The following is a 24,932-nucleotide window of genomic DNA, read 5'->3' on the forward strand; positions in this document are numbered from 1 at the left end:
CCCCCCCCCCCCCCCCCCCCCCCCCCCCCCCCTCTTCTCGGTTCTCAGTAACTCAGTTCGCGACGCGGAGCGTGATCGCCGAGCTGGTCGTCACGTTGCCGGCCTTGTCCTGGGCCTTGGCCGTCACCTGGTAGCTGGCGTTCGGGTAGGACTTCGAGTTGGCGGACAGCGTCCACGTCCCGTTCGACTGCAGGACGCCGTTGCCGAGCTTCGTGCCGCCGGCGTAGAACGCGACGGCCGTCACTCCGACGTTGTCGCTGGCCGAGGCCACCAGGCGGATCGAGCCGACGACCGTGGTGTTGGTCGAGGGCGACGTGATGCTCACCGTCGGCTTCTGCGTGTCGGTCGCCGGCGGGGTGGTCGGCGTCGCGGTCGGCGTCGGGGTGGCGGTCGGCTTCGGAGTCGAGGTCGGGGTCGCCGTGGGCGTGGCCGTCGGAGTCGCGGTGGGCGTCGCCGTCGGAGTCGCGGTCGGCGTGGCCGTCGGCGTCGGGTCCGGCGTCGGAACGGTGCCGACGGGGATCGTGCTCACCGCGTAGCCGAAGTAGCGGCCGGCGACGGGGCGGGTCGGGTCGCCCTGGAAGGTGCGGCCGCGCTCGGTCGCCGCCTTCGCCTGCGCGATGACCTGGGCGCGGACCTGCGCCGGGCTCTTGCCCGCGCAGGATCCACCGGAGCTCATGCAGTCGAGGACGACGCCGCTGGTGCCGGCGGCCGCCATGCTGGTGCCCGACTGGATGTAGGCGTAGGTGCCGCCCTTCTTGGTGGTGTACGGGCACATGCCGGGGGCGGCGATGGTGTGCTTCTGGTCGGCAGCCGAGACGGCGAAGTTGCTGTTGGTCGAGACCGCGTCGTCCTTGGTCTGGACGCCGCAGGGCGCCGAGCCGAGTCCGCCGGGCTTGCCGTCGTAGTTGGCCATGTTGGTCACGGCGAGCACCTCGTCGTAGGCGGCGGGGATCCAGCCCGCGAGGTCCTCGGAGGTGTTGCCCGCGGAGCCGACGGAGACGATGCCCTTGGCCTCGAGGTCGCAGATCGCCTGGTGGATCACGTCGCCGTTCGAGCGGCCGCAGTTGCCGTCGTCGGTGCCGTAGGTGGCGAGCGACATGTTGACGACCTTGATGTTGTACTTCGCCGCGTTCGCGGAGACCCAGTCGAGGGCGCACATCAGGGTGCCGGTGTTGCCGCGGTTGTTCGCGTCGAGCGCGCGGACCGAGTAGATCGGAGCGCCGGGGGCGACGCCGACCGAGCCGGTGCCGTTGTCGAGCGCGGCCATGTAGCCGGAGACGCCGGTGCCGTGGCCGTTGGCGTCTGCGGCGGTGCCCGAGCCGAAGCAGTTGATCTGCTCCTTGAGGTTGTAGTCGGGGTGCGAGCTGACGCCGGAGTCGATGACCGCGACGGCCGGACCGTTGTAGTTCGTCACTCCGTCGCCGGCGCGCACCGGGGCCTTGTCGGCCTCCGCGGTGAGCACGTGCGAGGGGACAGTCTGCGCCTGGCCGTCGACGACCTGGTCGGCGGGGGTGATGCCGAGGACCCGCGAGTCGGCCTCGAGGACCGCCTTCTGGCGCTCGGTGAGCGGGGCGGTGAAGCCCGCGACGCCGCCCTCGAACTGCACGTCGTCGGCGACGCCGAGCGCGGCGACGACCTGCTCCGAGATGGAGCTCGAGTCGACCGACACGAGGTACTGGCCGGTCGTGGCGGCCTGGGCGGGGGCGGAGCCGGCGAGGGCGATGCCGGCGGTCACGGCGAGCGTGGTGGCCAGGCCGGCTGCGCGCCAGAGGCGCGAGCGGGCCGGCGGCGCGGCGGTGCGGGAAGTGGACACGGGTTCCGTCGATTCTGTCGGCGTCTCGGCCGACCTGTCGTGGTGCGGGCGGGTCGACGCAGGCACTCCGAGCGAGCGCCCGCGCCGCTGCAGCGGGGCTCGGGTCAGAGGCCGGGAGGCGGCGGAACGGTGCAGGCCCCTCCGAGCGTCGACGGGCGGAACCCGTCGGCTCCCCCCATCGGAGTGACCTGTCTTCGACTTCAACAGACTTCGGGCGATTTCACAGCGTCGAGGGTGGCCCCAGTTCGAGGGTGATTTGACCCCCTGTCCCACAGATGGGGACCTCATTGGAACCGCTTGCCCGACAGCTGCGGAAATGCCCGGTCACAGCGCGGGTTCAGCGCTCGTCCGGCTGGAACGCGGGCGGCTTGACTGCCCCCGGCCACGGAGTAGTGTCGTCGCTCGTGACACACGAGGGCCCCCCTTCGGGCGCGAAGGCGTCCCCCACCGGTGCGGACGACGCCGACGCGAACGAGCTCCGCACCGCGAAGCACTTCTTCATCGGCGAACCGCTCTCCAGCGACAAGCTCGAGGGCCAGCTCCTGCAGAAGCGGCTCGCCCTCCCGATCTTCGCGAGCGACCCGCTCTCCTCCGTGGCCTACGCGCCGCAGGAGCTGCTGATGATCCTGCTGCTCGGCGGCCTCTCCTTCCTCACCTTCGCGCCCTGGGTCGCCGGCTGCGTCGTCGTCCTGCTGGTCGTCGTCGTCCTCAGCTACCGGCAGCTGATCAAGGCCTACCCCTCGGGCGGCGGCGACTACGAGGTCGCCCGCACCAACCTCGGCGAGACGGCCGGGTTGACGGTCGCCGCGGCCCTCCTGGTCGACTACGTGCTCACCGTCGCGGTCTCGGTCGCCTCCGGCGTCGACAACATCATCTCCGCGATCCCCGCGCTGGCCCCGCTCCGGGTCGAGCTCGCGATCCTCTTCGTGATCCTCCTGGCCGCCGTGAACCTCCGCGGCGTCTCGGAGTCGAGCAAGGCCTTCGCGGTCCCGACCTACCTCTTCGTCGCGAGCGTCTTCGTGATGGTCGTCGTCGGCCTCGGCCGCGCGGCCTTCGGCGACGCCCCGATCGCGGAGTCGGCCGGCTACACGGTGCAGGGCGAGCAGCTCACCCAGGCCGCGATCGTCCTGCTGCTGCTGCGCTCCTTCGCCAGCGGCTGCGCGGCGCTCACCGGTGTCGAGGCGATCTCGAACGGCGTGCCCGCCTTCCGCGTCCCCAAGGTCAAGAACGCGCAGCGCACCCTCGTCGCGATGGGCACGATCGCGATCGTCCTCTTCGTCGGGCTGACCGCTCTCGCCCTCCTCTCGAACGTGCACTACGCCGAGAACGCCTGCCACCTCGTCGGCTTCACCGACTGCGCGACGACGCCGCAGCGCTCCGTGATCGCGCAGGTCGCGGCCGCCACCTTCGGCAACAACACGATCCTCTTCTTCGTGATCCAGGCCGCCACCGCCGCCGTCCTGCTGCTCGCGGCCAACACGGCGTTCAACGGCTTCCCGCTGCTCGGCTCGGTCCTCGCCCGCGACGGCTACGCGCCCAAGTCGCTGAACACCCGCGGCGACCGCCTCATCTACTCCAACGGCGTCATCATCCTGGCGCTCGTCGCGGCGATCATCCTGCTCGTCTACCAGGCCTCGCTGACGAGCCTCGTGCAGCTCTACATCATCGGCGTCTTCGTCTCCTTCACCCTCGGGCAGTCCGGCATGGTGAAGCACTGGATCCGGATGATCAAGAACGGCGAGGGCTCGCGCACCGTCAAGACGAGCCTCGCGATCAACCTCTTCGGCGCCACGCTCACCTTCGCCGTCCTCGTGGTCGTCACGATCACGAAGTTCACCCACGGCGCCTGGCTGGTCTACCTGGTGATGCCGATCCTCGGCGTGCTGATGGCCGGCGTCTACCGCTACTACCGCGATGTGGAGAAGGAGATCGAGGTCGACCCGACCACGACCTTCGGCGCGAACGGCGATCACGCCGTCGTCCTCGTCGGCCGGATGAACAAGCCGACCCTGAAGGCCCTCGACTACGCCATCGCCGCGCGGCACGAGTCGCTGGAGGCGGTGCACTCGTCGATCGACGACGCGCAGACCGCCCAGCTCAAGGCCGACTGGGCGCGGATGGACATCGAGGTCCCGCTGCGCTGCATCGCCTCGCCGTACCGCGACATCTCGTACCCGCTGATCAAGTACATCAAGGCGCACCGCCTCGAGCACGGCTCCGAGATCATCACCGTCTACATGCCGCAGTACATCGTCGGGCACTGGTGGGAGGGCTTCCTCCACAACCACAAGTCGCGCCGCATCCGCCAGAAGCTGCTGCTCGTGCACGGCGTCACCGTCGCGCTCGTGCCGTGGCTGCTCGACTCCTCCGAGCTGATCTACGGCCGCCGCTCGCGCCCGATCCCCGGCCAGTCCCGCCGCGGCGAGCCCGTGCGCCCCGTCACCCGCCGGCCCATCCCGCCCGCCTCCGTCCTGCCCAAGGGCGCCGCCGGCGAGGGCGCCCCGCGCAGCGGCTCGCGCACCGCCGCGGCCACCCGCCCTAAGAAGCCCGCCGGCAAGGGCGGCGGCAAGCGCCGCTAGCCCGGCGCCCTCCGGCGACGCCGAGGTGGACGCGAGCCGCGGATCGCGGCCGGTCCGTCGACCGCTGCTCCTGCCTCATGCTGATCGAGCAGCCCGCGCAGCGGGCGTATCGAGATCCACCAGTACCAGAACCTGAGTCTGCAGAACCACCCGGCTGACGACGGCGGGTCTCGATACGCCCCTGGCGGGGCTACTCGACCAGCATGGATGCGCGAGGCGGCGAGTGGACGCGGAACGGGGTTCAGCAGGGCCGCAGAGCCCCACGCGCGTCCGTTCGCGCGACTCAGCGCTCTCGAATGGACCCGATTCGGGCCCCGCTCGCGTCCGGGGGCCCGATTCGAGTCCGTTCGCCGACTCCGGCAGACCGTGCAGCTGCGGAGCGCCCCCGCAGCCATGCTGGTCGAGTAGCCCCGCAGGGGCGTATCGAGACCCGCCCCCGCCAGCACGCCGAGCCCGCAGACAAGCGTCCGGACGACGTCGGCTGCTCGATCAGCGAGGACGCGAAGCGGTGTCCCTCTCGCCGGAGACAGGTAGAGGGCCCGCGGCGACTCGCCGCGGGCCCTCGATTTCCCCTTGTGCCTTCCCCCGAAGGCGGCCCGCCCCAACGGGCCGTCATCGACGCTATCGGCGGGCTATGCACCCGCGCATCCTCCTCACGACGGATCCGCGTCAGCCCCCTGGCGTGGTGCGACGCCGAGCGCGAGGTGCCAGAGGACGGCCACCGCGAGCAGGGCGGCGGTCGTCCAGACGACCACGAGGACGGCCGCGTCGACGACGTAGGAGCGGTACGCCTCCTCGAACGGATCCAGCCCCGAGCCCGAGAGCACCACGCCGGCCGGGACGACCGCGGCGGCGAGGACGGCCGTCCACGCCGCGACCCGCGCGGGGCCTCGGTGGTCGACGGCGACGTGATGCGGCCGGCGGGCGACGTACCAGACGAGGGCGCCGATCCCGAGGCCCACGAGGCCGAGCACCCCGCTGGCGTACTGCGCCCACTTGTAGCCCGCGAACGGGCCGAGCTCCTCGCGGAGGAACGGCAGGGCCGCGACGAACGGACCGCCGTCGTGGGTGAAGGCGTCCCAGAGCACGTGCGACGCCGCGCCGATCACGATCCCGACGATCGCCAGGACGATCGCCGCCGTCCTCGCCCGCGCGGTGCTCGGCGGTGCCGGCGGCGGTCGCAGGCGCACCCGGACGATCCACGGCGCGAGGTCGCGCCAGGCGGGCCGGAGCAGCACCAGCCAGAGCACGAGGCCGACGGCGCCGACCGCGAGGTCGACCGTCACGACCCCGAGCATCGAGTGCGTCGCGTCCCGTGCCCAGCGCAGCGGCAGGTAGAGACCGATGTCCGGGGCCATCGCGCCGATCGCGACCGCCGCGGCGGGAATGCGGCTGTTCGTGAACGCCAGAGCGACGACGGCGTGGCTCGGCGTGAACGGCATAGTGCACGGTATCCCGTGCGCACCTCGCTCCGGCGGTCCCGGACGCCCCCCGCACGGCCCCCGCCCGGGGAGCTCGGAGCGCCGCGACCGTAGAATCGTCCGGACGTCCGGCCCTCCGGGCTGGTCGAGGCGACGGATCGGAGCGGGTGTGCGGAAGGCGTTCGCGATCCTCCGTCTCGCGCTCGCGGGGCTGGGGGCCGTCGGGCTCGTCGGCGACTTCCTCTACACCCTCGGCTTCCGGCTGTTCCAGATCGACAACTTCTTCGCGTACTTCACCACGCAGTCGAACATGGCCGGCGTCGTCGTCCTCGGACTCTCCGGCATCGTCGCCCTCGCCCGCGAGCGCGAGCCGCGCTGGCTCAGCACCCTGCGTGCGCTGGTCCTGACCTACATGGTCGTCTCCGGCATCGTCTTCGGGCTGATCGCGGTGGAGGCGAACAACCGCGGCGTCCGCGTCGACGTCCCGTGGTCGAGCGCGCTGCTGCACTTCGTCATCCCGACGCTCGCGCTGCTCGACTGGCTCCTCGCCCCCGGCCGCCGCCCCGTCGCCTGGCGCGGCACCCTCACCGTGCTCGGCTTCCCGATCGTCTGGGGCGTGATCACGCTGGTGCGCGGCGCGCTGATCGGCTGGTACCCCTACTTCTTCCTCGACCCCGCCCAGGTCGACGGCCCGGTGATGTTCGTGGTCTACGACGTGATCGTGCTCGGCCTGATCTCCGGCATCGCCGCCTTCATGCTGGCGCTCAGCCGGGTCCGGCCGCTCGGTGCGGCGCGCGCGACGGAGTGGCGGGGCCCGCTCGCCCGGCTGCGGGAGCGGCTCAGCCGGCAGCGACGGCGAACGGCGTGAGCGCCGACTGCGCGACCACGAGCAGCTCGTCGTCGCTGAGCGACTGCAGCGACAGGGCCTGATCGGCGCCGACGAGCCCGACGAGCACCGCCTCACCGGTGGACGGCTCGAGGTTCAGCCACTCCGTGATCCCGGCCGCCGAGCCCACCAGCGACCAGCGCGCGGGCAGGGCCGGATCGGTGTCCCAGAACGGCTCGTCGAAGCGGAGCCAGAGCGTCTCGACGACCCCGGAGCCGATCGCCGCGATCGCGGTGCGGTGCGCGAACGGCAGCGGCGGATCGAACGCGATCGCGTCGCTCTGCAGCACCCCGATCGGCACCGTGACGAGGACGCGGTCGGCGGTGAACGACTCCCCCGTCGCGAGCCGGATGCTCGCGCCGGTGTCGCTGTAGCCGATGCCGCTGACGGCCGCGCGCAGCGAGATCTCGACGTCGGTGAGCAGCGTCTCGACGAGGGGCGCCAGGCCGTCGGTGAGGACCGCGGCGGCCTCGTCGGAGGAGTCGGCGACGTCCTCCGCGGTGCTGGCGGCCGAGGCGTCGCCCAGCCCGTACCAGGCGGAGAGCTCGGCGGGAGCGGCGCCCGTGCGCAGCACCGGGCCGCCCGCGAGGAACGCGGCGACGCGGGCGGCGTCGCCGTCCCCGCTGCCGGGCTCGACGGCCGCCGGGTCGGGAGCGCCGGAGCCGGCGAAGGCATCGGCGAGCGGCAGGTCGGTGGGCTGCTCCGCCGCCCACTCGAGCGCGCGGGTGAGCGCCTTCGCGGCGGTGTCGCCGACGTCGGGGCGGTCGCCGTCCTCGGTGCTGGAGAGGACGGTCGCGAGGTCGACGGCGGAGGTGGTGATCCCGGCGTCGAGGACGCTCTCTCGGAGCGCGGGGCCGGCGCCGGCGAGCGCCCAGGCGCCGCTGTCGACGGCGATCGGCCAGCCGTCGGGGGTGCTGGTGGCGATGCGGCCGCCGACGCGGTCGCGCGCCTCGACGAGCGCGACGTCGTAGCCGGCGTCGAGCAGGCGGCGGGCGGCGACGGCGCCCGCGAGCCCGGCGCCGATGATCGCGATCCGCTCGCCCTCCTCGGCGATCGCGGCGATCTCGCCGGCCGCGCGGACCCCGGAGTTCCAGGCGCCCTGCAGGGTGCCCGGCTCCTGGGAGTCGGTGGCCTCGCCGGCGAAGAACAGGCGGTCGAGCACGTTCCCGGCCAGGTCGTCGCGGTGCTCGGGGGTGGCTCCGACCGCGAGGTAGGAGACGGCGCCGAGTGCGTACGGGTCCTCGGCCCAGCCGGAGCGGACGAACGCGGCCGGCGTCGGCACGGCGGTGGTGCTGGGCGTGGGCACCGGGGCCTCGGTGACGGAGCGCGTGGGGGTCGGCCGCGGCGGAGTGCAGCCCGCGAGGACCAGGAGACCGGCGCCCGAGGCGGCTCCCGACAGGAAGAGGCGGCGTCCGATCGTCATCCCCGTCATCCTACGTTCTCGCCGCCCGGCGGGAGCCGCGGACACGGGCCGCCCGGCGGACGCTCGATCCCGAGTGGTAGACCTGTCCCATGAGCAACGACATCCGCGAACTCTCCGAGGGCGAGAGCTACCTCGCCTTCTTCCAGGGCGGGCCGTTCGACGGCCAGACCGAGACCCGTGTCAGCACCGAGGGCGGCTACGAGAAGTCGGTCGACGTCTACGCCGCCGTCGACGGCCAGGAGACGCACCTCGTCTACACGTCCGTCTCGGCCAAGGAGGTCGGCGAGTCGGTCCACGTGACCTACGCGCTCGACGCCCCCGACTCCGACCCCGTCGAGGACCCGGAGGACCGCGGCGGCGGATTCCAGTAGTCCGCAGCAGCGCCTCCCCGCTCCCGCGCGGGAGCACGGACGCCGTCCCGGTCGCGATCTCGCGATCCGGGGCGGCGTCTTCGTCTGCGCCGAGAGGCTCTTCATGACGAACCGTGACGTCGCCCAGGTCCGCTCCGAGTCCGCTTCCCTACGATCGCGCCGGAGCGTCCGATCCACGGCCGCCCGGACGGAGACGACGATGCCCACCGAGCAGACCACCGCGACGATCGGCGCGCAGACCGCCGACTTCACCACCGGCTTCAACGAGACGATCGGCGACGAGCTCGCCACGGTCTTCGCGAGCGAGCAGGCCGACCTCGTCGAGAACGGCGTCCCCGCCGGAGCCGTCGCGGCCGGGGAGCGGCTGCCGAGCGCGACCGTGGTCACCGGGGGCGGCGAGAGCGTCGCGCTCTCCTCCCTCCTCGGCGACGGCCCGGCCGTGCTCGTCTTCTACCGCGGCGCCTGGTGCCCGTACTGCAACATCACGCTGCGCCACTACGACGCGACCCTCGCCCCCGAGCTGGCGAGCCGCGGCATCGCCTTCGTCGCGGTCAGCCCGGAGACGCCCGACGCCTCCGCCACGCTGGGCGGCGAGCTCGGCTTCACCGTCGTCACCGATCCGGGCAACGCGCTCGCCACCGAGCTCGGCATCGTCACCGCCCCCAGCGACGCGGCGATCGAGGCGCACACGGCGCTCGGCTTCGCGGTGAAGGACTCGAACGCCGACGACACCCCGGCGATCCCGTTCCCGACCGTCCTGGTGCTCGACGCCGAGGGCGTGGTCCGCTTCGCCGACGTGCACGTCGACTACACGACGCGCACCGAGACCGAGGCGATCCTCGCCGCCGTCGACGCGCTCTCGTAGCCAGTACGGGGAGGGGCTGTCAAGGGCCCCTCCCCTCACGGCTCGCTCCCCATCCGCGGCGCCACACTCCTTCGAACAGACAGTTGACGCCGATCCACGGCGCCGGAAGGAGCACGACTCATGGCAGAGATCACCGCCCACCACGGCCTCTTCAAGGACACGGACCTCCACGTCGACGACACCGGCGGCTCGGGTCGCCCCGTCGTCCTGATCCACGGCTGGCCCCTGTCGGGCGAGTCCTGGAGCGAGCAGGTCCCCGCGTTCGCGGCGGCCGGCTTCCGCGTCATCACCTACGACCGCCGCGGCTTCGGCCGCAGCGACAAGCCGCTCACCGGCTACACCTACGACACCCTCACCGAGGACCTGCACACGCTTCTCACCGAGCTCGACCTGCAGGACGTCACCCTCGTCGGCTTCTCGATGGGCGGCGGCGAGGTAGCCCGCTACTTCTCGAAGTACGGCACCGAGCGCCTGCACAGCGTCGTCTTCGCGTCGGCCGTGCCGCCGTACCTGATGAAGACCGACGACAACCCGGACGGACCGCTGGAGAAGTCGGCCGCCGCGGAGATGACCGCCGGCCTGACCAAGGACGAGGACTCGTTCTACGAGCAGTTCACCACCGAGTTCTTCTCGGTGAACGGCGAGCTCAAGGTCACCGAGGCGCAGCGCCAGGACGCGCTCGCGCTCGCGAAGCAGTCGTCCAAGCACGCCGCGCTGGCCTGCATGGCCGCGTTCGCCGGCACCGACTTCCGCGAGGACCTGCCGAAGGTCACCGTCCCGACGCTCGTCATCCACGGCGACGGCGACGGCACCGTCCCCTTCGAGGGCTCCGGTGCGCGCACGCACGCCGCGATCCCCGGCTCCGAGCTCCACGTCGTCGCCGGCGCCCCGCACGGCGTCAACGTCAGCCACGCCGAGGAGTGGAACCGCGTCGTCCTCGAGTTCCTGAAGAAGTAGCACGGGCGAAGGGGCGCTCCGCTGCGGCGGGGCGCCCCTTCCGTGTTCCCGGATCTCGATACGCGCGCTGCGCGCGCTACTCGATCAGCATGGAGGGCGCGCTGCTCGCTCTCTCAGATCAGCATGAAGTGCATGCTGATCGAGGAGCCGCGGCACGCGGCGTATCGAGACCCGGAAGCACAGCGCGCCGTGCGCGCCCTCGGCGTCAGCCCTTCTCCGCGCCCTCCGTGGTGTTCATGATCCGCCGCTGGAAGACGAAGAAGAGCACCGCGACCGGGATCGACATCAGCACCGCCGCCGCGAGCTGCAGCGGGTACTGGTTGCCCGTGCCCAGCTGCCCCGAGACCAGCGAGGCGACGCCCGTGGTCAGCGTGTTCAGCTCCGGCGACTGCCGCGAGACGACGAAGTGCGAGAACTCGTTCCACGAGCCCTGGAACGACAGGATGAACAGCGTCACGATCGCCGGCCGCGCCATCGGCACCACGATCGAGCGGAACGTCCGGAACACGCCGGCCCCGTCGATCCGGGCGGCCTCCTCGATCGACAGGGGGATCGAGTCGAAGAACTGCTTCATGATGAAGATGCCCGCCGCGTCGACGATCAGCGGCACGATCATCCCCGCGTAGCTGTCGTAGAGCCCGAGCTGCTTGAGGATGAGGAACCGCGGGATCAGCAGCACCACCGCCGGCACGCTCATCACGCCGATGAACAGCGCGAAGAGCAGCCCGCGACCGCGGAAGCGCAGCCGCGAGAGCGCGTAGCCCGCGAGCGAGTCGAAGAACACCCGCCCGACCGTGACGAAGACGGTGACGATCACCGAGTTCAGCGTCCAGAGCGGCAGCGGCACGTCGGTGAACAGCCGCTCGTAGGAGGCGAACGACCAGGTCGCCGGCAGCAGCGACAGCGGGTTCGAGGTCGCGTCGGCGTCGGTCTTGAACGACGACGCCACCGAGATCAGGAACGGGTAGATGTAGACCAGGGCGAGGCCGATCAGCAGCAGGTAGCCGCCGATCAGCGAGGCGCGCCCGCGGGCACCGAGCTGCACGCGGCGGTGCGGCAGCGGTGCCTGGGGCGGCGGCTCCGCCTCGGTGCGCGGCTCGGAGTCGACCAGGGTGCTCATCGCACTCCTCCCGTCGTGAGGGTCGTCGCGGCGTCCGCGCGGGCGGCCCGGCGGGTCCGGCGGGCACTCGGCTCGCCCTTCTCGCGGAGGATCGCGCGCTGCAGCAGCGTCAGGACGACGATGATGAAGAACAGGATGAAGGCGATCGCCGCGCCCTGACCCCAGCGGAGATCCGTGAACGACGACTCGTAGGCGAGGTACGCCGGGGTGAGCAGCGTCTTGCCGGGCGCGCCGCCCCCGGTCAGGTAGATCTGGTCGAACACCTGCCAGGTGCCGATCAGCCCCAGGGTGAGCACGGTGAACAGCGTCGGCTTCAGCATCGGCAGCGTCACCGAGAAGAACTTCCGCAGCGGCCCCGCGCCGTCCATCAGCGCCGCCTCGTCGATCTCGGCGCCGATGTTCTGCAGCGCCGCGAGGAACAGCAGCATGAAGGTGCCCGAGGTGGTGAAGATCGCCATGGTGATCAGCACGCACATCGCCACCGACGGCCCGGACAGCCAGTCCCACCAGGTCAGCCCCAGCGGAGCGCCGCCCGCGAACCACGCGCCGTCGACGCCGACGAGCCCGAGCAGCGAGTGCAGCACCCCGGTCGGATCCGCCATCCAGGTCGGGCCGTCGGCGCCGAACCAGCCGAGCACCGCGTTCACGACGCCGGAGGCGCTGAAGAGGAACAGGAAGATCACCGTGATCGCGATCGACGAGGTCACGGACGGGAAGTAGAACGCGGTGCGGAAGAAGCCGCGCCCGCGCAGCACCCGGCGGTTGACCTGCACCGCCAGGAACAGCGCGAGCGCGGTCTGCAGCGGCACGACCAGCAGCACGTAGTAGACGTTGTTGCGGATCGCCGTGCCGAAGTCCTTCTGCGCCAGCCCGGAGTCCAGGAGCACCGCCCGGTAGTTGTCGGCGCCGACGAACTGCGCGGTCGGGCCCAGCGGCGAGCCGAGGCCGTTCCAGTTGCTGACGCTCACCCAGAGCGCGAGGGCGATCGGGACGACCAGGAAGACGCCGACGACGAGGATCGCGGGGAGGGTGAACAGCCAGCCGTAGCGGGCCTCGTTCCCGCGGATGCCGGAGCGGCGGCTCCGGGCGGCGGTGGCGGTGCTCATCGGCGTCGTCCCGCGCTACTTCGCGTTCGCGGTGTCGAGCGCGTCCTGCAGGTTGGTCTGCAGGTCCGCGAGGATCGCCTCCGGGTCGCCCGACGCCAGGCCCTCGAGGGCCGAGTTGAAGTCGGTGATCACGGTGGCGGCGCCGGCGAAGGCGACCGGGCTGACGGCGTAGTCGTTGCCGGTCACGAAGGCGGCGTTCTCGGGGTACTTGCTCGCGTACTCCGCGGCGCCCGACTCGGTCGAGGGGATCACGCCGAACGCGTCCGAGAAGGCGAGCTGCTGCTCGTCCGAGGTGAGCGACGCGACGAGCGACTCCGCCTGGTCGGCGGTGGTGCTGCCGGCCGGGATGCCCCAGCAGTTGCTGAAGGTGAAGGTCGACGTGCCGCCGGGGCCCGCGGGCAGCTCGGCGATCGTGTAGTTCACGTCCGGGTAGTCGGCCTCGAGCGCGCCGTTGATCCACGGGCCCTCGATCACCATCGCGGCCGCGCCCTTGCCGAACGCCTCGCCGGACCAGCCGGAGTCGAGGTCGGCCGGGAACTTCAGCACGCCGTCGCTCAGCAGGGTCTTCACCTCGGTGAGGCCCGCGACGTTCTCGGGGGTGTCCGCGGTGACGGTGGTGCCGTCCTCGGAGAGCAGCGAGCCGCCGGCCTGGTTCATGAAGGTGCCGATGCGGGCGTACTCGGGGCCGAAGGAGAGCCCGGTCACGCCGTTCGCGGTGAGCTTCTGCGCGGCGGACTGGAGCGACGCCCAGTCGGTCGGGATGTCGGCGTCGGTGAGGCCCGCGGCCGCCCAGAGGTCGGTGTTGATCACGAGGCCGAGCGTCGAGAAGTCCTTGGGCTCGCAGTAGAACTGGTCGTCGTAGGTGAAGGCGTCGCGCAGCGCCGGGTAGAAGGCGTCGGCGTCGTCCGCGTCCTGCGCGTAGGGCTCGAGGTAGCGGTTGCTCGCGTAGGTCTGGAACTGGTCCCAGCTCATGTAGAAGAGGTCGGGCGGGTTGCCGCCCGAGAAGCCCTGGCCGAGCTGCTGGGTGAGGTCGCTGGCCGCGACGACGTCGACGGCGGTGTCGTTCGCCTCGCCCCAGGAGTTCACGGCGTCGGTGACGGCGGTGGTCTCGGCGTCGCCGGACGAGCCGATCATCACGGTGAGCCCGGCGGAGTCGTCCGATCCGCCGCCGCCGCCGCCGCTCGAGCAGGCGCCGAGGGAGAGGGCGAGGCCGCCGGCGAGGACCGCGGCACCCCAGCGTGCCGTTCTGGTGCTGTGCGTCATGTTCTGACCTTTCATGGGTTTCGGGAGGGAGTCATGGGGAGTCGTGGGGGAAGCCGGCGCCCGGTGTGCGGCGTCAGCTCTCGGAGTGGTGGAGCGGGGTGCGCACGACGAGGTGCGGCGTGATGAGGCGGTGCGCCTCCCCGGGGGCGAGGGGGCGGTGGACGACGTCGTCGCCCTGCTCGCCGAGGAGGAGCTCGAGGGCGCCGGCCGCGACGGCGCCGAGGTCCTGCTCGACGCTGGAGAGGCCGACGGCTCCGGCGACCGGGGTGTTGTCGAAGCCGACGATCGCAAGGCTCGGCCGGCCGACCGCGACGGCCGCCATCGAGGCGCCGAGGGCGAGGGAGTCGGAGACGCAGACGAGCCCGTCGACGCCGGGGTGCGCCTCGAGGAAGGCGATCGCGGCGGAGCGCGCGCGCTGCACGTCGTCCTCGGCCTCCGCGACGAGCAGCGGCACGCCGGCGAAGCGCTCCGCCATCACCCGCTCCCAGCCGCTGCGGCGGTCGTCGCCGGTCGCCGAGCCGTCCGGCCAGCCGAAGAACGCGATCCGCGAGCAGCCCTCGTCGGCGAGATGCGCGGTGGCCTGCGCGACGCCCGCGGCGCCGTCGACGTCGACCCAGAGGTGCTGGGGGTCGCCCTGGTCGTCGAGCCCCCATGGGCGCCCGAAGGTGACGAACGGGACGCCCTGCTCGATCAGCCAGGCTGTGCGCCGGTCGCCGTAGAAGGTCGAGGTGAGCACGAAGGCGTCGACGTCGGCTCCGTCGCGGAGCTTGCCGATCCGCTCGATCTCCTCCTCGGGGCTCGCCGCCGTGTAGAGCAGGATCCGCATGCCGCGGGCGTCGGCCTGCTCGGTGACGGCGTGCAGGAAGCGGTCGAGCAGGCTGCCGGAGACGCCGTCGAGCACCCGGTCCATCCGGACGCCGATCGTCCCGGACTTGCGGGTGCGGAGGCGCCGGGCGGAGGCGTGCGGCCGGTAGTTGAGGTCGCCGATCGCCTTCTCCACCCGCTCCCGGGTGCTCTCGCGCACGATCTGCGGGCTGTTCAGCACGTTCGAGACGGTCTGGCGCGAGACACCGGCTGCGCGGGCGACGTCCTCGACGGTCGGCAGTGCCATGCGTCCTCCTCGACGGGTGTGCGGTGGTGCGATGCTCGGGCTTGATCGTTCAAATCCCCGCGGACCGAGTTATTTGATCGATCAAATTCCTGGGTAATGTTACCTGCGGCGACGGCGCTGTCAACCGGCCGTACGCTCCAGTACCGACGATCCAGTGAGGAGTCGAGCGTGACGACCGACCACGACGACCACCCCCGCCCGCCCCGGCAGCCCCTGCTGAACGACGCAGTCGTCCTGCTCCGGGCGCCCACCCAGCTCTGGAGCGACGACGCCGGCGAGCTCGGCGCGCTGCCCGCGCACGGGCTCTACCACGGCGACGTCCGCGTCCTGGCGGGCCTGCGCCTGCTCGTCGGCGGCGGGCCGCTCGAGTCGATCGCGGTCGGCCGCGACGGCGCCTCCTCCGCCCGCTTCACCGCCCTCGCGCGCCACCTCGACGACGACGCCGCCGACCCGCGCCTTCGCGTCGTGCGCCTCCGCACGGTCACCCCCGGCCGGCTCGAGGAGCGGATCCGGCTCGAGTCGGCGCTGCCCGACTCCGTCGCCACCACCGTCGAGCTCGCGCTCGACCCCGACTTCTCGCTCGTGCACGTGGTGAAGGCCGGACTGCGCGACGAGACCGCGGTGGCGACCGCCGTCGACGGCTCCTCCCTGGTCTGGACCCACGCAGGCGCCCGCGCCGAGGTCCGCGCCGAGGGCGCCGCGGTCTCCCCCGGCGGGACGCTCTCCTGGGACGTCGTCGTCCCGGCCCGCGGCGCGGTCGAGGTCGTCTGGAGCATCGCGATGACCGACTCCGCGGCCGTCGTCGGCGCCGCCCCCGGCCCCGCGGAGTGGGCCGGCGCCGTCGTCGAGGCCGGCGACTCGCGACTCGCCTCCTGGTGCCGCGCCGCCCTCGACGACCTGGACGCGCTGCGGATGGTGACCCTCGAGCGGCCGGACGAGCCGTTCCTCGCGGCCGGCGCGCCCTGGTTCTTCACGCTCTTCGGCCGCGACTCGATCTGGGCGGCGCGGATGCTCCTCCCGCTCGGCACCGAGCTGGCCGCCTCGACCCTCCGGGTCCTCGCGGGGCTGCAGGGCACCGAGCACGTCGCCGAGACGGCCGAGCAGCCGGGCAAGATCATGCACGAGCTGCGCTCGACGACCCTCGAGATCCCGGGCGAGGGCGTCTCGCTGCCGCCGCTCTACTTCGGCACCGTCGACGCGACCGCGCTCTGGGTCTGCCTGCTGCACGACGCCTGGCGCTGGGGTCTCGCGGACGAGGAGGTCGAGGCGCTGCTGCCGGCGCTGGAGGCCGCGCTGCGCTGGCTCCGCGACGAGGGCGACTCCGACGGCGACGGATTCCTCGAGTACGTCGACACCACCGGCCACGGCCTCGCGAACCAGGGCTGGAAGGACTCGGGCGACTCGATCCAGTGGCGCGACGGCAGCCTCGCCGAGGGGCCGATCGCACTCTGCGAGGTGCAGGCCTACGCCCACGAGGCGGCGGTCGGCGGTGCGGCGCTGCTCGAGCACTTCGGCCGCGACGGAGCGGAGTGGCGCGCCTACGCCGCCGCGCTCAAGGACCGCTTCACCGGCGCCTTCTGGATCGACGACGCCGACGGCGGGCACCCCGCGATCGCGCTGGACGCGTTCAAGCGGCCGGTCGACACCGTCACCAGCAACATCGGGCACCTGCTCGGCACCGGGATCCTGCAGCCGGAGCAGGCGGCCCGCGTGGCGGAGCTGCTCGGCTCCCCCGAGCTCGACTCGGGCTACGGGCTGCGCACCCTGTCGACCGACTCCGGCGGCTACTGGCCGCTCTCGTACCACGGCGGCTCGGTCTGGGCGCACGACACCGCGATCGCCGTGGCCGGGCTCGCCCGCGAGGGCTTCGGCGCGGAGGCGACCGCCCTCTCCCGCGGACTGCTCGCCGCCGCCGAGGGCTTCGGCTACCGGATGCCCGAGCTGCACTCCGGCGACGCCGCCGCCGAGGTGGCGGCCCCCGTGCCGTACCCCGCCGCCTGCCGCCCGCAGGCGTGGTCGGCCGCCGCCTCGATCGCGGTGCTCTCGGCCGCCCTCGGCCTCGCGCCCGGCGGCTCGACGCTCGTCGTCGCCCCGATCACGCCCGCCCTCGCCGGCTCGATCCGCGTCGACGGGATCCGCTACCGCGGCTCCGTCGTCCCCATCGACCGGCGCGACGCCCACTGAGCGGCGGAGGCCCGCGCCTTCTCTGCCGACCGAGCGGCCCGCGCCGCCCTCGCCGAATGAGCGGCCCGCGCCGCGGCCCGCGCCGTTTTCTGCTGATCGAGTAGGCCGCGCAGCGGGCGTATCGAGATCCACCATCGCCAGGACACAGACCCTGCGGACCACCGTCCTGACGACGACGGGTCCCGATACGCCCCTCCGGGGCTACTCGACCAGCAGGGAAGGGCGCCGCCTCACCGGGCCGCGCCGCCGTCAGGACAGCCGCGCCACGACCGCGCGGGCGATCCGCCGGCCGGAGCGGTTCGCGCCGATCGTCGACGCCGTCGGCCCGTAGCCCGCGAAGAAGACCCGGGGGTCCGTGAGCGACGCGCCGTCCTCGACCGCGACCCCGCCCTCGCGCTCGCGCAGGCCGAGCGGCGCGAGGTGCCGCAGCTCCGGGCGGAAGCCGGTGGCCCAGATGATCGCGTCGGCGCGGGTGTAGGAGCCGTCCGGCCAGCGCACCCCGTGCGGCTCGATCGAGGAGAACATGCCGCGCTCGTGCAGCACGCCGCGCTCGATGCCCGCCACGACCCGGCGCGTGCGCTGCACCCCGGTGCCGCCGACGATGCTCGGCAGCGCGCGGCCCGCCCGCGCCGCGCGGTCCTGCTCGGCCACCGCCTCCACCGCCGACTCCAGCGCGAGCTGCTCGCCGTCCCGGTAGACCACCGGTCGCCGCGTCGCCCAGGTCAGCGAGCGCGCGACCCGCTCCAGCTCGAGGAGGAAGCCGATCGCGGAGGTCCCGCCGCCGACCACGATCACCTGCTGCCCGGCGAAGTCGGCGGCGCGCAGGTACTCGGTCGTGTCGATCTGGACGCCCTCGAAGTCGTCCCGGCCCGGGTAGTACGGCAGGAACGGCGAGCCCCAGGTCCCGGTGGCGTTGACGAGGATCCGCGTGCGCTCGCTGCCGGCGTCGGTCTCCACGACGAGCGGTGCCGTCCTGTCGCCGATCGTCGCACTGCTGACGCCGCGCACCGCTACCGGCCGCCGGACGGCGAGCTCGTAGGCGCTCTCGTAGGCCTCGTAGTACTCCGTGACGACGTCGCGCGCGGGCCGGCGGCGGTCCGCGGTCGCGAAGGACAGGCCGAGCCGGTCCATCCCGGGCAGGTCGTGCACGCGGTGCGCGGAGCCGAGCCGGAGCGCCTCCCAGCGGAACTGCCAGGCACCGCCGGCGCGCGGCCCGCGGTCCAGGACGGCGAAGTCCACGCCCGGGCGCAGGCCCAGACGGCGGAGGTAGTAGGCGACCGAGAGCCCCGCCTGACCGGCGCCGACCACGACGACGGGCCGCGGATCGAGCGCACTGTCCACGGTGCTCCCCACGCGGTCGGGAGGCGCCGCTCACTCCGCTGCTCGCGCACAGGGGGGCCGGTGCCTCGTCTGCTAAACTACCGGCTAGATTTCATACTTCCTGTCTGCTTCTTTTTCTCCAGCCGGCTCACCGCCCGTCTGGCCTGTCATCGTGAGGGGGTCACCCATGGGGCGCGGCCGTCAGAAGGCAAAGAACACCAAGATCGCTCGGGAGCTGAAGTCGTTCAGCCCAACGGTCGATTACAGTGCGCTCGAGCGCGAGCTCAGCCACCCGGACGAGCCGGACTACTCGAAGTGGATCGACGACGAGGACGAGGGCGACGACACCGACCTCGTCGAGGAGCAGCACCAGAAGCGTGCCTGATCCCTCCTCCGCCGCGGGGCCGCTCCAGTCGAGCGACCCCGCGGCTTCTGCGTTCCCGGAGCAGTCCGGGCAGCACGGCCGCATTGAGCAGCTCTCCACCCGTGTCGCCTACGAGACCCCGTGGATCCGCGTCCGCGAGGACGAGGTGCGCTGGCCCGGCGGCGTCGAGGGCGTCTACTCCGTCGTCGAGCGCGCCGACTACGCGCTGATCGTCCCGCGCGAGCGCGACGGCTTCTGGCTGGTCGAGCAGTACCGCTACCCGATCGGCCGCCGCACCTGGGAGTTCCCGTCCGGCGGCTGGCCACACGACTCGCCCGGCGGCGACGCCGAGGCGCTCGCGCGTGCCGAGCTGCGCGAGGAGACCGGCCTGCGCGCCGGACGACTCCGACCGCTCGGCCGGCTCAGCGAGGCCGACGGGTTCGTCGCGCAGTCGTTCGACGTCTTCCTCGCCGAGGACCTCGAGCACGGCGAGCCCGAGCGCGAGGAGACCGAGCAGGACATGCGGCAGCAGTGGTTCCCGGACGCCGAGGTGGCGGCGATGGTCCACTCCGGTGCGATCGTCGGCACCTCCGACGTCGCCGCGCTCGGGCTGTTCTGGCTGGACCGGGGGCTCGGCTCGTGAGCGCGCCGACCGCCCGGGCGCGCTCGATGTCGGTCGTCGCTGCCAGGATGTCGAGATGAAGCCCGCGTCCGCGCCGTCGCCCGTGTGGCACTCGGAGACGCGCGGCCGCGACCTCGACGAGGCGCGCGCGTTCTACTCCCGCGGCTACAACGGGTCGGGCTTCCGCGCCGAGCACACCCGCGTCCCGTTCGCCTACCGCTACGCGTCGACCGGCCCTGGCCCCGTGAGCCTGCACGCGGCCTCCTTCCTCGGCTCGGTGCGCGGCACGGTCGAGCCCACCGGCGTCTACATCGTGCTCTGGCTCAACGACGGGCGCGCGAGCCTCGACCTCGGCCGCGACGAGAACCGGCTGGTCGCCGGCCGTCCGGCGATGTTCCCCTCCGGCCGCCCGTTCGGCTTCGAGACGAGCGAGTACCGCGACGCGCTGGTCCACTTCGACTCCGCCTACCTGGAGCGCGCCGCCGCCGAGCTGCACGGCACCGCGCCCGGCCCGATCCGCTTCGCCCCGCTCGCGCACTCGCCCGCCCCCTGGTGGGCGGCGGTGCGGGTGCTCCGCGACACGCTCACCGGAGTGAAGGCCCCCTCGTCGCTGCAGCGCGAGTCCGCGTCGCAGGTCGCCGCCGCGGCCGTGCTGCAGGCCTTCGCGCACCGGGTCGTCCCGCTGCCCTTCGCACCTCACTCGGTCAGCGCCCGGCGGCTGCGACGGGCGGTCGAGTTCGTGCACGCGAACGCCGACCTGCCGCTCGGCGTCGCCGACATCGCCGACGCCGCCGGACTGACCGTGCGCGGCGTCCAGCTCGCCTTCCAGCGCGCCTACTCGATGACGCCGCGGCAGTACCTGCGCGGCGTGCGCCTCGACCTCGCCCACGACGAGCTCGTCGCCGGCGGCCCGCAGACCCTCGTCGTCGGCGACGTGGCCGCGCACTGGGGATTCATCAGCGGCGGCCGGTTCGCCCAGCACTACACCCAGCGCTTCGGCGAGCTGCCGAGCGAGACCCTGCGGCGCTGAGTCGGCCTCGCTGAGCCTGCGGCGCTGAGTCCGCTGGCCTGTGTCCGGGCTGCCGTGTCCGCGTCATCGAACCGGCCTCACCGACTCCGCGACGCCGCAGGACGCAGCATCGGCCGCCGCTCCCGAGCGTCGGCCCGGCGGACCTGGCCGCACCGCGAGGACTCCGCCGCGCCGACCCCGCCAGGGCTCTCGGAGGCGTAGTGTCCGAAGTCCACCCGCGGAACGACCCGCGGGTCCGCGTCGATGGAGCCGCGATGTTCGAACCCGAAGGATCCGCGCGCCCGGTCGCCCGGATCATGTCCGTGACCGCCGCACTGCTGATCGGCGCCGTCCTCGTCGGCGGCGCGGTCGGAGCCGCGGTCGCCCTGGCCCTCTACCTCCCGAGCGCGCTCGCCGCCGGAGCGCTCGACCCCTCCGCGCTGGTCGGCTTCGGGATGCTGATGGGCGTCGCCTCCGGCGCCGGCCTCGGCGCGGTGGGAGGCCTCGGCGCGATCGCCGGCATGGTCACCGTCCGCGCGATGAGCCGCCGGAGCGGCGCCTTCATCGCCGGGACGAGCGTCGGCGCCGCGTTCGGCGTGCTGATCCTCGCCGCGAACCTCCTCGTCAGCCGCGACGCCGCCACCTGGATCACCGCACTGCTCGCCACGGCGGCCGCCTTCCTGCTCTGCGCGTGGGGCTCCTGGCTGCTGACCCGCCGCGAGCACTCCTGGGAGCGGGCGCACGCCCCCGAGCGCCGGCGCCCTCCCGCGCAGCCCGCCGCCCCGGGTGCTCCGTCGCCGGCGACCCGCCACCGCCCGGCCTGACGCGCCCCGCCCCTCCGGCACGGACCTCCGGCACGCGGTACCACCTCCGGCACGCCCGATCAGCCGATTCCGACGAGCCGAAGGTCGATTCACGAGCCGAAGGTCGAACCGGACGGCTCCGCGGTCAGCCCGCGTACGAGCCGACCAGGCGCACCGCGCCGCCGTCGACGCCCTTGGCGCCCTGCTCGAAGCCGTCGAGCGAGCGCTCGCTTAGAGACACCCGGCCCGCGACCCAGGACGGCACGCCCGACGCCTCGAGCGCCGCGATCACCGCGGGCGCCGCGTCGGCGTCGACGACGGCGAACATCCCGATGCCGAGGTTCCAGGTGCCCTCGGTGCTCTCCAGCGTCGCCCCCGACATCGCGGCGAGCGCGCGGAACACGTCGGCCGGGCTCCAGCTCGAGCGCTCGACCTCGACCCAGGAGCCGCGCGGCAGCACCCGCGCCAGGTTCGCCGCGATCCCACCGCCGGTCACGTGGCTGATCGAGTGCACGCCCGCGCCGAGCGCGTCGTCCTCGAGCACGCGGAGCAGCGGCGCCGTGTAGAGGCGGGTCGGCTCGAGCAGCACCTCGCCCACGATTCCCCCGAGTTCGGCGGAGGGGTCGGTGAAGCGGATCCCCTTCTCGGCGAGGATGTGGCGCACGAGCGAGTAGCCGTTGGAGTGCAGCCCGGAGGAGGCCATCGCGATCACCAGGTCGCCGTCGCGCACCCGGTCGGCGCCGCGCACCGCGTCCGCCTCGACCGCGCCGACGGCCGCACCGGCCACGTCGTAGTCGTCCGGGCCGAGGAGCCCCGGGTGCTCGGCGGTCTCGCCGCCGACGAGCGCGGTCCCGGTGGCCGAGCAGGCGCGGGCGATCCCCGCGACGATGTCCGCGATCCGCGCGGGGACGACCTTGCCGCAGGCGATGTAGTCGGTCATGAAGAGCGGGCGGGCGCCGACCACGACGATGTCGTCGACGACCATGCCGACGAGGTCCTGCCCGATGGTGTCGTGCTTGTCGATCGCCTGCGCGATGGCGACCTTCGTGCCGACGCCGTCGGTCGAGGTCGCGAGCAGCGGCGCCCGGAAGTCCTTGAGGAACGAGACGTCGTAGAGCCCGGCGAACCCGCCCACTCCCCCGAGCACGTTGCGGTCGTGGGTCGCGGACACCGCCGCCTTCATCAGCTCGACGGCGAGGTCCCCGGCCGCCGTGTCGACTCCCGCGCGGGCGTAGCTGCTCGTCTCGTTGCTCACGCGACGACCCTACCGAAGGGCCGCGCCGTGCAGACGCTGCGATCCGCCGGGGACGACCCGCGATCCCCGTCTGCGCCAGGATCGTCTCCGTGCTGCTCGCTCCCGCCCTGCCCGAGGACCTTGCTGCACTCCGCGCCTTCCTCTCGGAAGCGGATCTCACCCTCGCAGGCCTGGAGGACCACTCGGTCCGTCTCTGGATCGACCGCCGCGAGGACGGGACGATCTGCGGCAGCACCGGTTTCGAGCTCAGCGGAGACGGTGCTCACGCGCTGATCCGCAGCGTCGCGGTCTCGGCCGATCGCCGGAGGACGGGAGCCGGGACATCCCTCGCGCGCTATGCGCTGAGAGCGGCCGCGGAGAGCGGGGCGACCGACGCCTGGCTGTTCTCCCGCCGCTCGGGCACCTTCTGGCAGACGCTCGGCTTCACGCCCGCTGATCGGGCCGCGCTGACGGAGGCCCTCCCCGGCGCGCACCAGGTCGCCCTCTTCGCGCGGACGGGACAGCTCGAGAACGAGGTCGCCTGGCGGCGGTCACTGCGCGATCCTCTCGTCGTCGAGCCGGAGTCGCCCCCACCCGCCGAGGACGGCTGCAGCTGAGACGCACTCCCGAGGAGCAGCCGCAGCGCACCCCCTTCAGGGGTTGATCTCAGAATCGCGACTGACACAGCAATGGTTGCGTTGCCATGATCGGCGCAGTCCCCTCCTTCATCCGGGACGGCGCCGCGCTGCACGCCGTCCTCCGCACCCCGAGGAATCCTGATGGCCGACTCCGCCTTCCCGTCCGGCTCGCCGCTCCGCCGCCGCTCGATCGTGGCGGCCGCCGCCTGGTCGGTCCCCACGGTGGCCGCCGTCGTCTCCGCCCCGACTGCTGCCGCCTCGACACCACCCGAGCCCGTCGGGCCGCCGGGCCTGCGCGACGTGTCCGGGTTCGAGGCCGTCCGCTGCGAGGTCGTCCCGGCCGGCACGGTCGTGTTCCAGGCCCTCGACGGAACGTCCCCCGCGGCGAGAGGCGGCTCGGTGACCGTCTCGCTCCCGCCCGGCCTGAGCTTCTCCGCCGGCGACAGCACCGGCGGCGGCGCCTCCGCCGTCGTGCCCGTCGGCGCGGAGGGCGTCGTCTCCGTGCCGGCGTTCACGGCCTCGGGCTCCGCGGGCGCGTACACGGTCACGGCCGCGTACGGAACGGCGATCGCCTTCGCGGAGGGGACCGTGACGGCGAGCCCGGGGCAGGTGCTGGAGCTCACGCGCTCTCCCGGCGGAGCGAACCAGCGGCCGACCTTCTCCACCGCCATCGTGCCGGGCGTCGCCGACGGGGTCCACGGAGCGATCTCCGGCGACGAGGTCGCGGCGAGCGCCGGCCGGAACGCCGCCGTGCTGACCGCTGATGGACGGGTGCGCTACTGGGGCGCGAACTTCGGCGCTCCGGTGACGACCCCGGGCACGCTCACTCTCGGCCAGAGCCCGGTGACGGGGATGGTCTACGTGGACACCTGGACCTGCGCGCAGGCCGGCAACACCTCCGCCGGTGGGATCGCCGCCGGCGTCCGAGCGGACTCCGTCCACCAGTGGGCGCGCGCCGGCACCGGCACGGGCCCGCTCACGGTGGCCGCCGTGACCGGCGTCAGCGGCACCGTGCTCGCCGCGGAGTCCAACGACGGCTACAGCTACGCCCTCACGAGCAGCGGACTGCACTGGTGGGCGAACGCGACCTCGGGCGACCGGGTCGCCGCGACGCTGATCGCGGGCACGGCCGGCTCGACGGCGATCAGCACCTGGAGCTACCGCCGCGTCAACGGCGTCCTCGTCTTCGGCGGCGCGATCCTCCTCGCTGACGGCAGCGTGAGCCTCTGGAGCGGAAGCCACGCCCTCGCCCCCTCGATCGGCGCACCCGCCGACATCGTGGAATTCCAGGCCGGCCAGTCCTCCACCTATGCCCGTACAGGCTCCGGCGAGCTGTGGACGCAGGGGGTCGCCTTCACCCCCTCGCCCGGCGGAGCGGCGTGGACCCGACGCGCGGAGAACGTCGCGACCAGCAACGCCTGGTCCTTCGAGGAGTACACCGGCGGCGTCTACGTCACCACGGCGGGCGCGGTCGTCCAGTTCATGGCCGCGCAGCCCGTCGGCGGCATCGTCTTCAGCACCGAGGCGCGGACGATCCCCGCGGGCGTCACCCTGACGAAGGTGTTCAGCACGGACGGCACCTACCTGGCACTCGCCTCGAACGCGACCGTCTACGCCTGGGGCGGCAACCTCGACAACTCCGGCCGCTCGCAGCCCGCCCTCGTCGCCGGAGTCGCGAACGCCACCGACCTCAACGCCTGGGGCTTCCACGGACCGTCCTACGTCGGCGGCGGGTACGTCATCTCCTCGATCGGCTGCTGACGCCGTGCGATCCGCCCGCCTCGCGACCCGCGAGCGCGCCCGCCCGGGCGGATCCGCCGGGAGCGAACCGTTAGGGGATGCG

At 73.0% G+C, this 24,932-nt stretch carries 21 protein-coding genes; 12 read left to right on the forward strand and 9 right to left on the reverse strand.

Annotation, left to right across the window (positions count from 1 at the left end; all coding sequences use genetic code 11):
* Window positions 1–52: 52 nt before the first annotated feature.
* Window positions 53–1,813, reverse strand: coding sequence for an Ig-like domain-containing protein (locus MT350_RS20505; RefSeq protein WP_243616169.1), 1,761 nt, complete (start codon window positions 1,811–1,813; stop codon window positions 53–55).
* Between the two features lie 500 nt (window positions 1,814–2,313).
* On the opposite strand from MT350_RS20505, the gene MT350_RS14130 reads away from it, so the two are divergent.
* Window positions 2,314–4,392: an APC family permease gene (locus MT350_RS14130; protein ID WP_243582199.1), complete on the forward strand. Its 2,079-nt coding sequence runs from the start codon at window positions 2,314–2,316 to the stop codon at window positions 4,390–4,392.
* A gap of 653 nt (window positions 4,393–5,045) precedes the next feature.
* Here MT350_RS14130 and MT350_RS14135 read toward each other — a convergent pair.
* Window positions 5,046–5,834 carry a DUF4184 family protein gene (locus MT350_RS14135; protein WP_243600695.1) on the reverse strand — a complete coding sequence of 263 codons (789 nt, stop codon included), beginning with the start codon at window positions 5,832–5,834 and terminating at the stop codon, window positions 5,046–5,048.
* Between the two features lie 148 nt (window positions 5,835–5,982).
* Here MT350_RS14135 and MT350_RS14140 point away from each other — a divergent pair, with 148 nt between their 5' ends.
* Window positions 5,983–6,681 (forward strand): Pr6Pr family membrane protein, encoded by a 699-nt coding sequence (locus MT350_RS14140; protein WP_123706324.1) that lies wholly within the window; start codon window positions 5,983–5,985, stop codon window positions 6,679–6,681.
* Here the strand turns inward: MT350_RS14140 and MT350_RS14145 are convergent.
* On the reverse strand, window positions 6,653–8,122 hold the full coding sequence (locus MT350_RS14145) for an NAD(P)/FAD-dependent oxidoreductase (RefSeq protein ID WP_243600696.1): 1,470 nt from the start codon (window positions 8,120–8,122) through the stop codon (window positions 6,653–6,655). The two genes, MT350_RS14140 and MT350_RS14145, sit on opposite strands and share 29 nt — an antisense overlap.
* 89 nt (window positions 8,123–8,211) lie before the next feature.
* Between MT350_RS14145 and MT350_RS14150 the strand changes: the two genes are divergently transcribed.
* The 3 genes from MT350_RS14150 to MT350_RS14160 all read left to right on the forward strand — a co-directional run bounded on the left by MT350_RS14150 (window position 8,212) and on the right by MT350_RS14160 (window position 10,315).
* Window positions 8,212–8,493, forward strand: a complete 282-nt coding sequence (locus MT350_RS14150; protein ID WP_123448078.1) for an oligoribonuclease — start codon at window positions 8,212–8,214, stop codon at window positions 8,491–8,493.
* 199 nt (window positions 8,494–8,692) lie between these two features.
* The gene (locus tag MT350_RS14155) at window positions 8,693–9,358 is read left to right on the forward strand and encodes a peroxiredoxin-like family protein (protein ID WP_243600697.1); all 666 of its coding nucleotides are present in this window, start codon (window positions 8,693–8,695) and stop codon (window positions 9,356–9,358) included.
* A 120-nt stretch (window positions 9,359–9,478) separates the two neighbouring features.
* Window positions 9,479–10,315, forward strand: a complete 837-nt coding sequence (locus MT350_RS14160; RefSeq protein ID WP_123448076.1) for an alpha/beta fold hydrolase — start codon at window positions 9,479–9,481, stop codon at window positions 10,313–10,315.
* A gap of 205 nt (window positions 10,316–10,520) precedes the next feature.
* Here MT350_RS14160 and MT350_RS14165 read toward each other — a convergent pair whose 3' ends face one another.
* From MT350_RS14165 to MT350_RS14180, 4 genes are all read right to left on the reverse strand, one after another.
* A complete protein-coding gene (locus MT350_RS14165) occupies window positions 10,521–11,435 on the reverse strand; it encodes a carbohydrate ABC transporter permease (RefSeq protein WP_123706320.1) in 915 nt (304 codons plus the stop codon).
* A complete protein-coding gene (locus MT350_RS14170) occupies window positions 11,432–12,541 on the reverse strand; it encodes a carbohydrate ABC transporter permease (RefSeq protein WP_123732499.1) in 1,110 nt (369 codons plus the stop codon). The genes MT350_RS14165 and MT350_RS14170 overlap by 4 nt, the downstream gene beginning before the upstream one ends.
* 15 nt (window positions 12,542–12,556) lie before the next feature.
* Window positions 12,557–13,804 carry an extracellular solute-binding protein gene (locus MT350_RS14175; protein ID WP_243600698.1) on the reverse strand — a complete coding sequence of 416 codons (1,248 nt, stop codon included), beginning with the start codon at window positions 13,802–13,804 and terminating at the stop codon, window positions 12,557–12,559.
* 73 nt (window positions 13,805–13,877) lie between these two features.
* The gene (locus MT350_RS14180; protein ID WP_243600699.1) at window positions 13,878–14,915 is read right to left on the reverse strand and encodes a LacI family DNA-binding transcriptional regulator; all 1,038 of its coding nucleotides are present in this window, start codon (window positions 14,913–14,915) and stop codon (window positions 13,878–13,880) included.
* A 168-nt stretch (window positions 14,916–15,083) separates the two neighbouring features.
* Between MT350_RS14180 and MT350_RS14185 the strand changes: the two genes are divergently transcribed.
* Window positions 15,084–17,099, forward strand: a complete 2,016-nt coding sequence (locus MT350_RS14185) for a glycogen debranching N-terminal domain-containing protein (protein WP_243600700.1) — start codon at window positions 15,084–15,086, stop codon at window positions 17,097–17,099.
* Window positions 17,100–17,348: 249 nt separating this feature from the next.
* Here MT350_RS14185 and MT350_RS14190 read toward each other — a convergent pair whose 3' ends face one another.
* A complete protein-coding gene (locus tag MT350_RS14190; protein ID WP_243600701.1) occupies window positions 17,349–18,440 on the reverse strand; it encodes an NAD(P)-binding domain-containing protein in 1,092 nt (363 codons plus the stop codon).
* A gap of 166 nt (window positions 18,441–18,606) precedes the next feature.
* On the opposite strand from MT350_RS14190, the gene MT350_RS14195 reads away from it, so the two are divergent.
* The 4 genes from MT350_RS14195 to MT350_RS14210 all read left to right on the forward strand — a co-directional run bounded on the left by MT350_RS14195 (window position 18,607) and on the right by MT350_RS14210 (window position 21,238).
* Complete coding sequence (locus tag MT350_RS14195; protein WP_123448069.1) at window positions 18,607–18,804, forward strand: DUF3073 domain-containing protein; 198 nt, start codon at window positions 18,607–18,609, stop codon at window positions 18,802–18,804.
* Entirely contained in the window at window positions 18,797–19,426 is a 630-nt protein-coding gene (locus MT350_RS14200) for an NUDIX hydrolase (RefSeq protein WP_243600702.1), read from the forward strand. The genes MT350_RS14195 and MT350_RS14200 overlap by 8 nt, the downstream gene beginning before the upstream one ends.
* Window positions 19,427–19,481: 55 nt before the next feature.
* Entirely contained in the window at window positions 19,482–20,435 is a 954-nt protein-coding gene (locus MT350_RS14205) for a helix-turn-helix transcriptional regulator (protein WP_243600703.1), read from the forward strand.
* Window positions 20,436–20,689: 254 nt separating this feature from the next.
* The gene (locus MT350_RS14210; protein WP_243600704.1) at window positions 20,690–21,238 is read left to right on the forward strand and encodes a hypothetical protein; all 549 of its coding nucleotides are present in this window, start codon (window positions 20,690–20,692) and stop codon (window positions 21,236–21,238) included.
* A gap of 124 nt (window positions 21,239–21,362) precedes the next feature.
* On the opposite strand, the gene purM is transcribed toward MT350_RS14210, so the two are convergent.
* On the reverse strand, window positions 21,363–22,472 hold the full coding sequence (purM, locus tag MT350_RS14215; RefSeq protein ID WP_243600705.1) for a phosphoribosylformylglycinamidine cyclo-ligase: 1,110 nt from the start codon (window positions 22,470–22,472) through the stop codon (window positions 21,363–21,365).
* Window positions 22,473–22,561: 89 nt separating this feature from the next.
* Here purM and MT350_RS14220 point away from each other — a divergent pair, with 89 nt between their 5' ends.
* Complete coding sequence (locus MT350_RS14220; protein WP_243600706.1) at window positions 22,562–23,068, forward strand: GNAT family N-acetyltransferase; 507 nt, start codon at window positions 22,562–22,564, stop codon at window positions 23,066–23,068.
* A gap of 162 nt (window positions 23,069–23,230) precedes the next feature.
* Window positions 23,231–24,850 carry a hypothetical protein gene (locus tag MT350_RS14225; RefSeq protein WP_243616170.1) on the forward strand — a complete coding sequence of 540 codons (1,620 nt, stop codon included), beginning with the start codon at window positions 23,231–23,233 and terminating at the stop codon, window positions 24,848–24,850.
* Window positions 24,851–24,932 lie beyond the last annotated feature (82 nt).

Origin of the sequence: Rathayibacter sp. VKM Ac-2928 (assembly GCF_022815545.1) — a bacterium.
Classification (GTDB): Bacteria; Actinomycetota; Actinomycetes; order Actinomycetales; family Microbacteriaceae; genus Rathayibacter; species Rathayibacter festucae.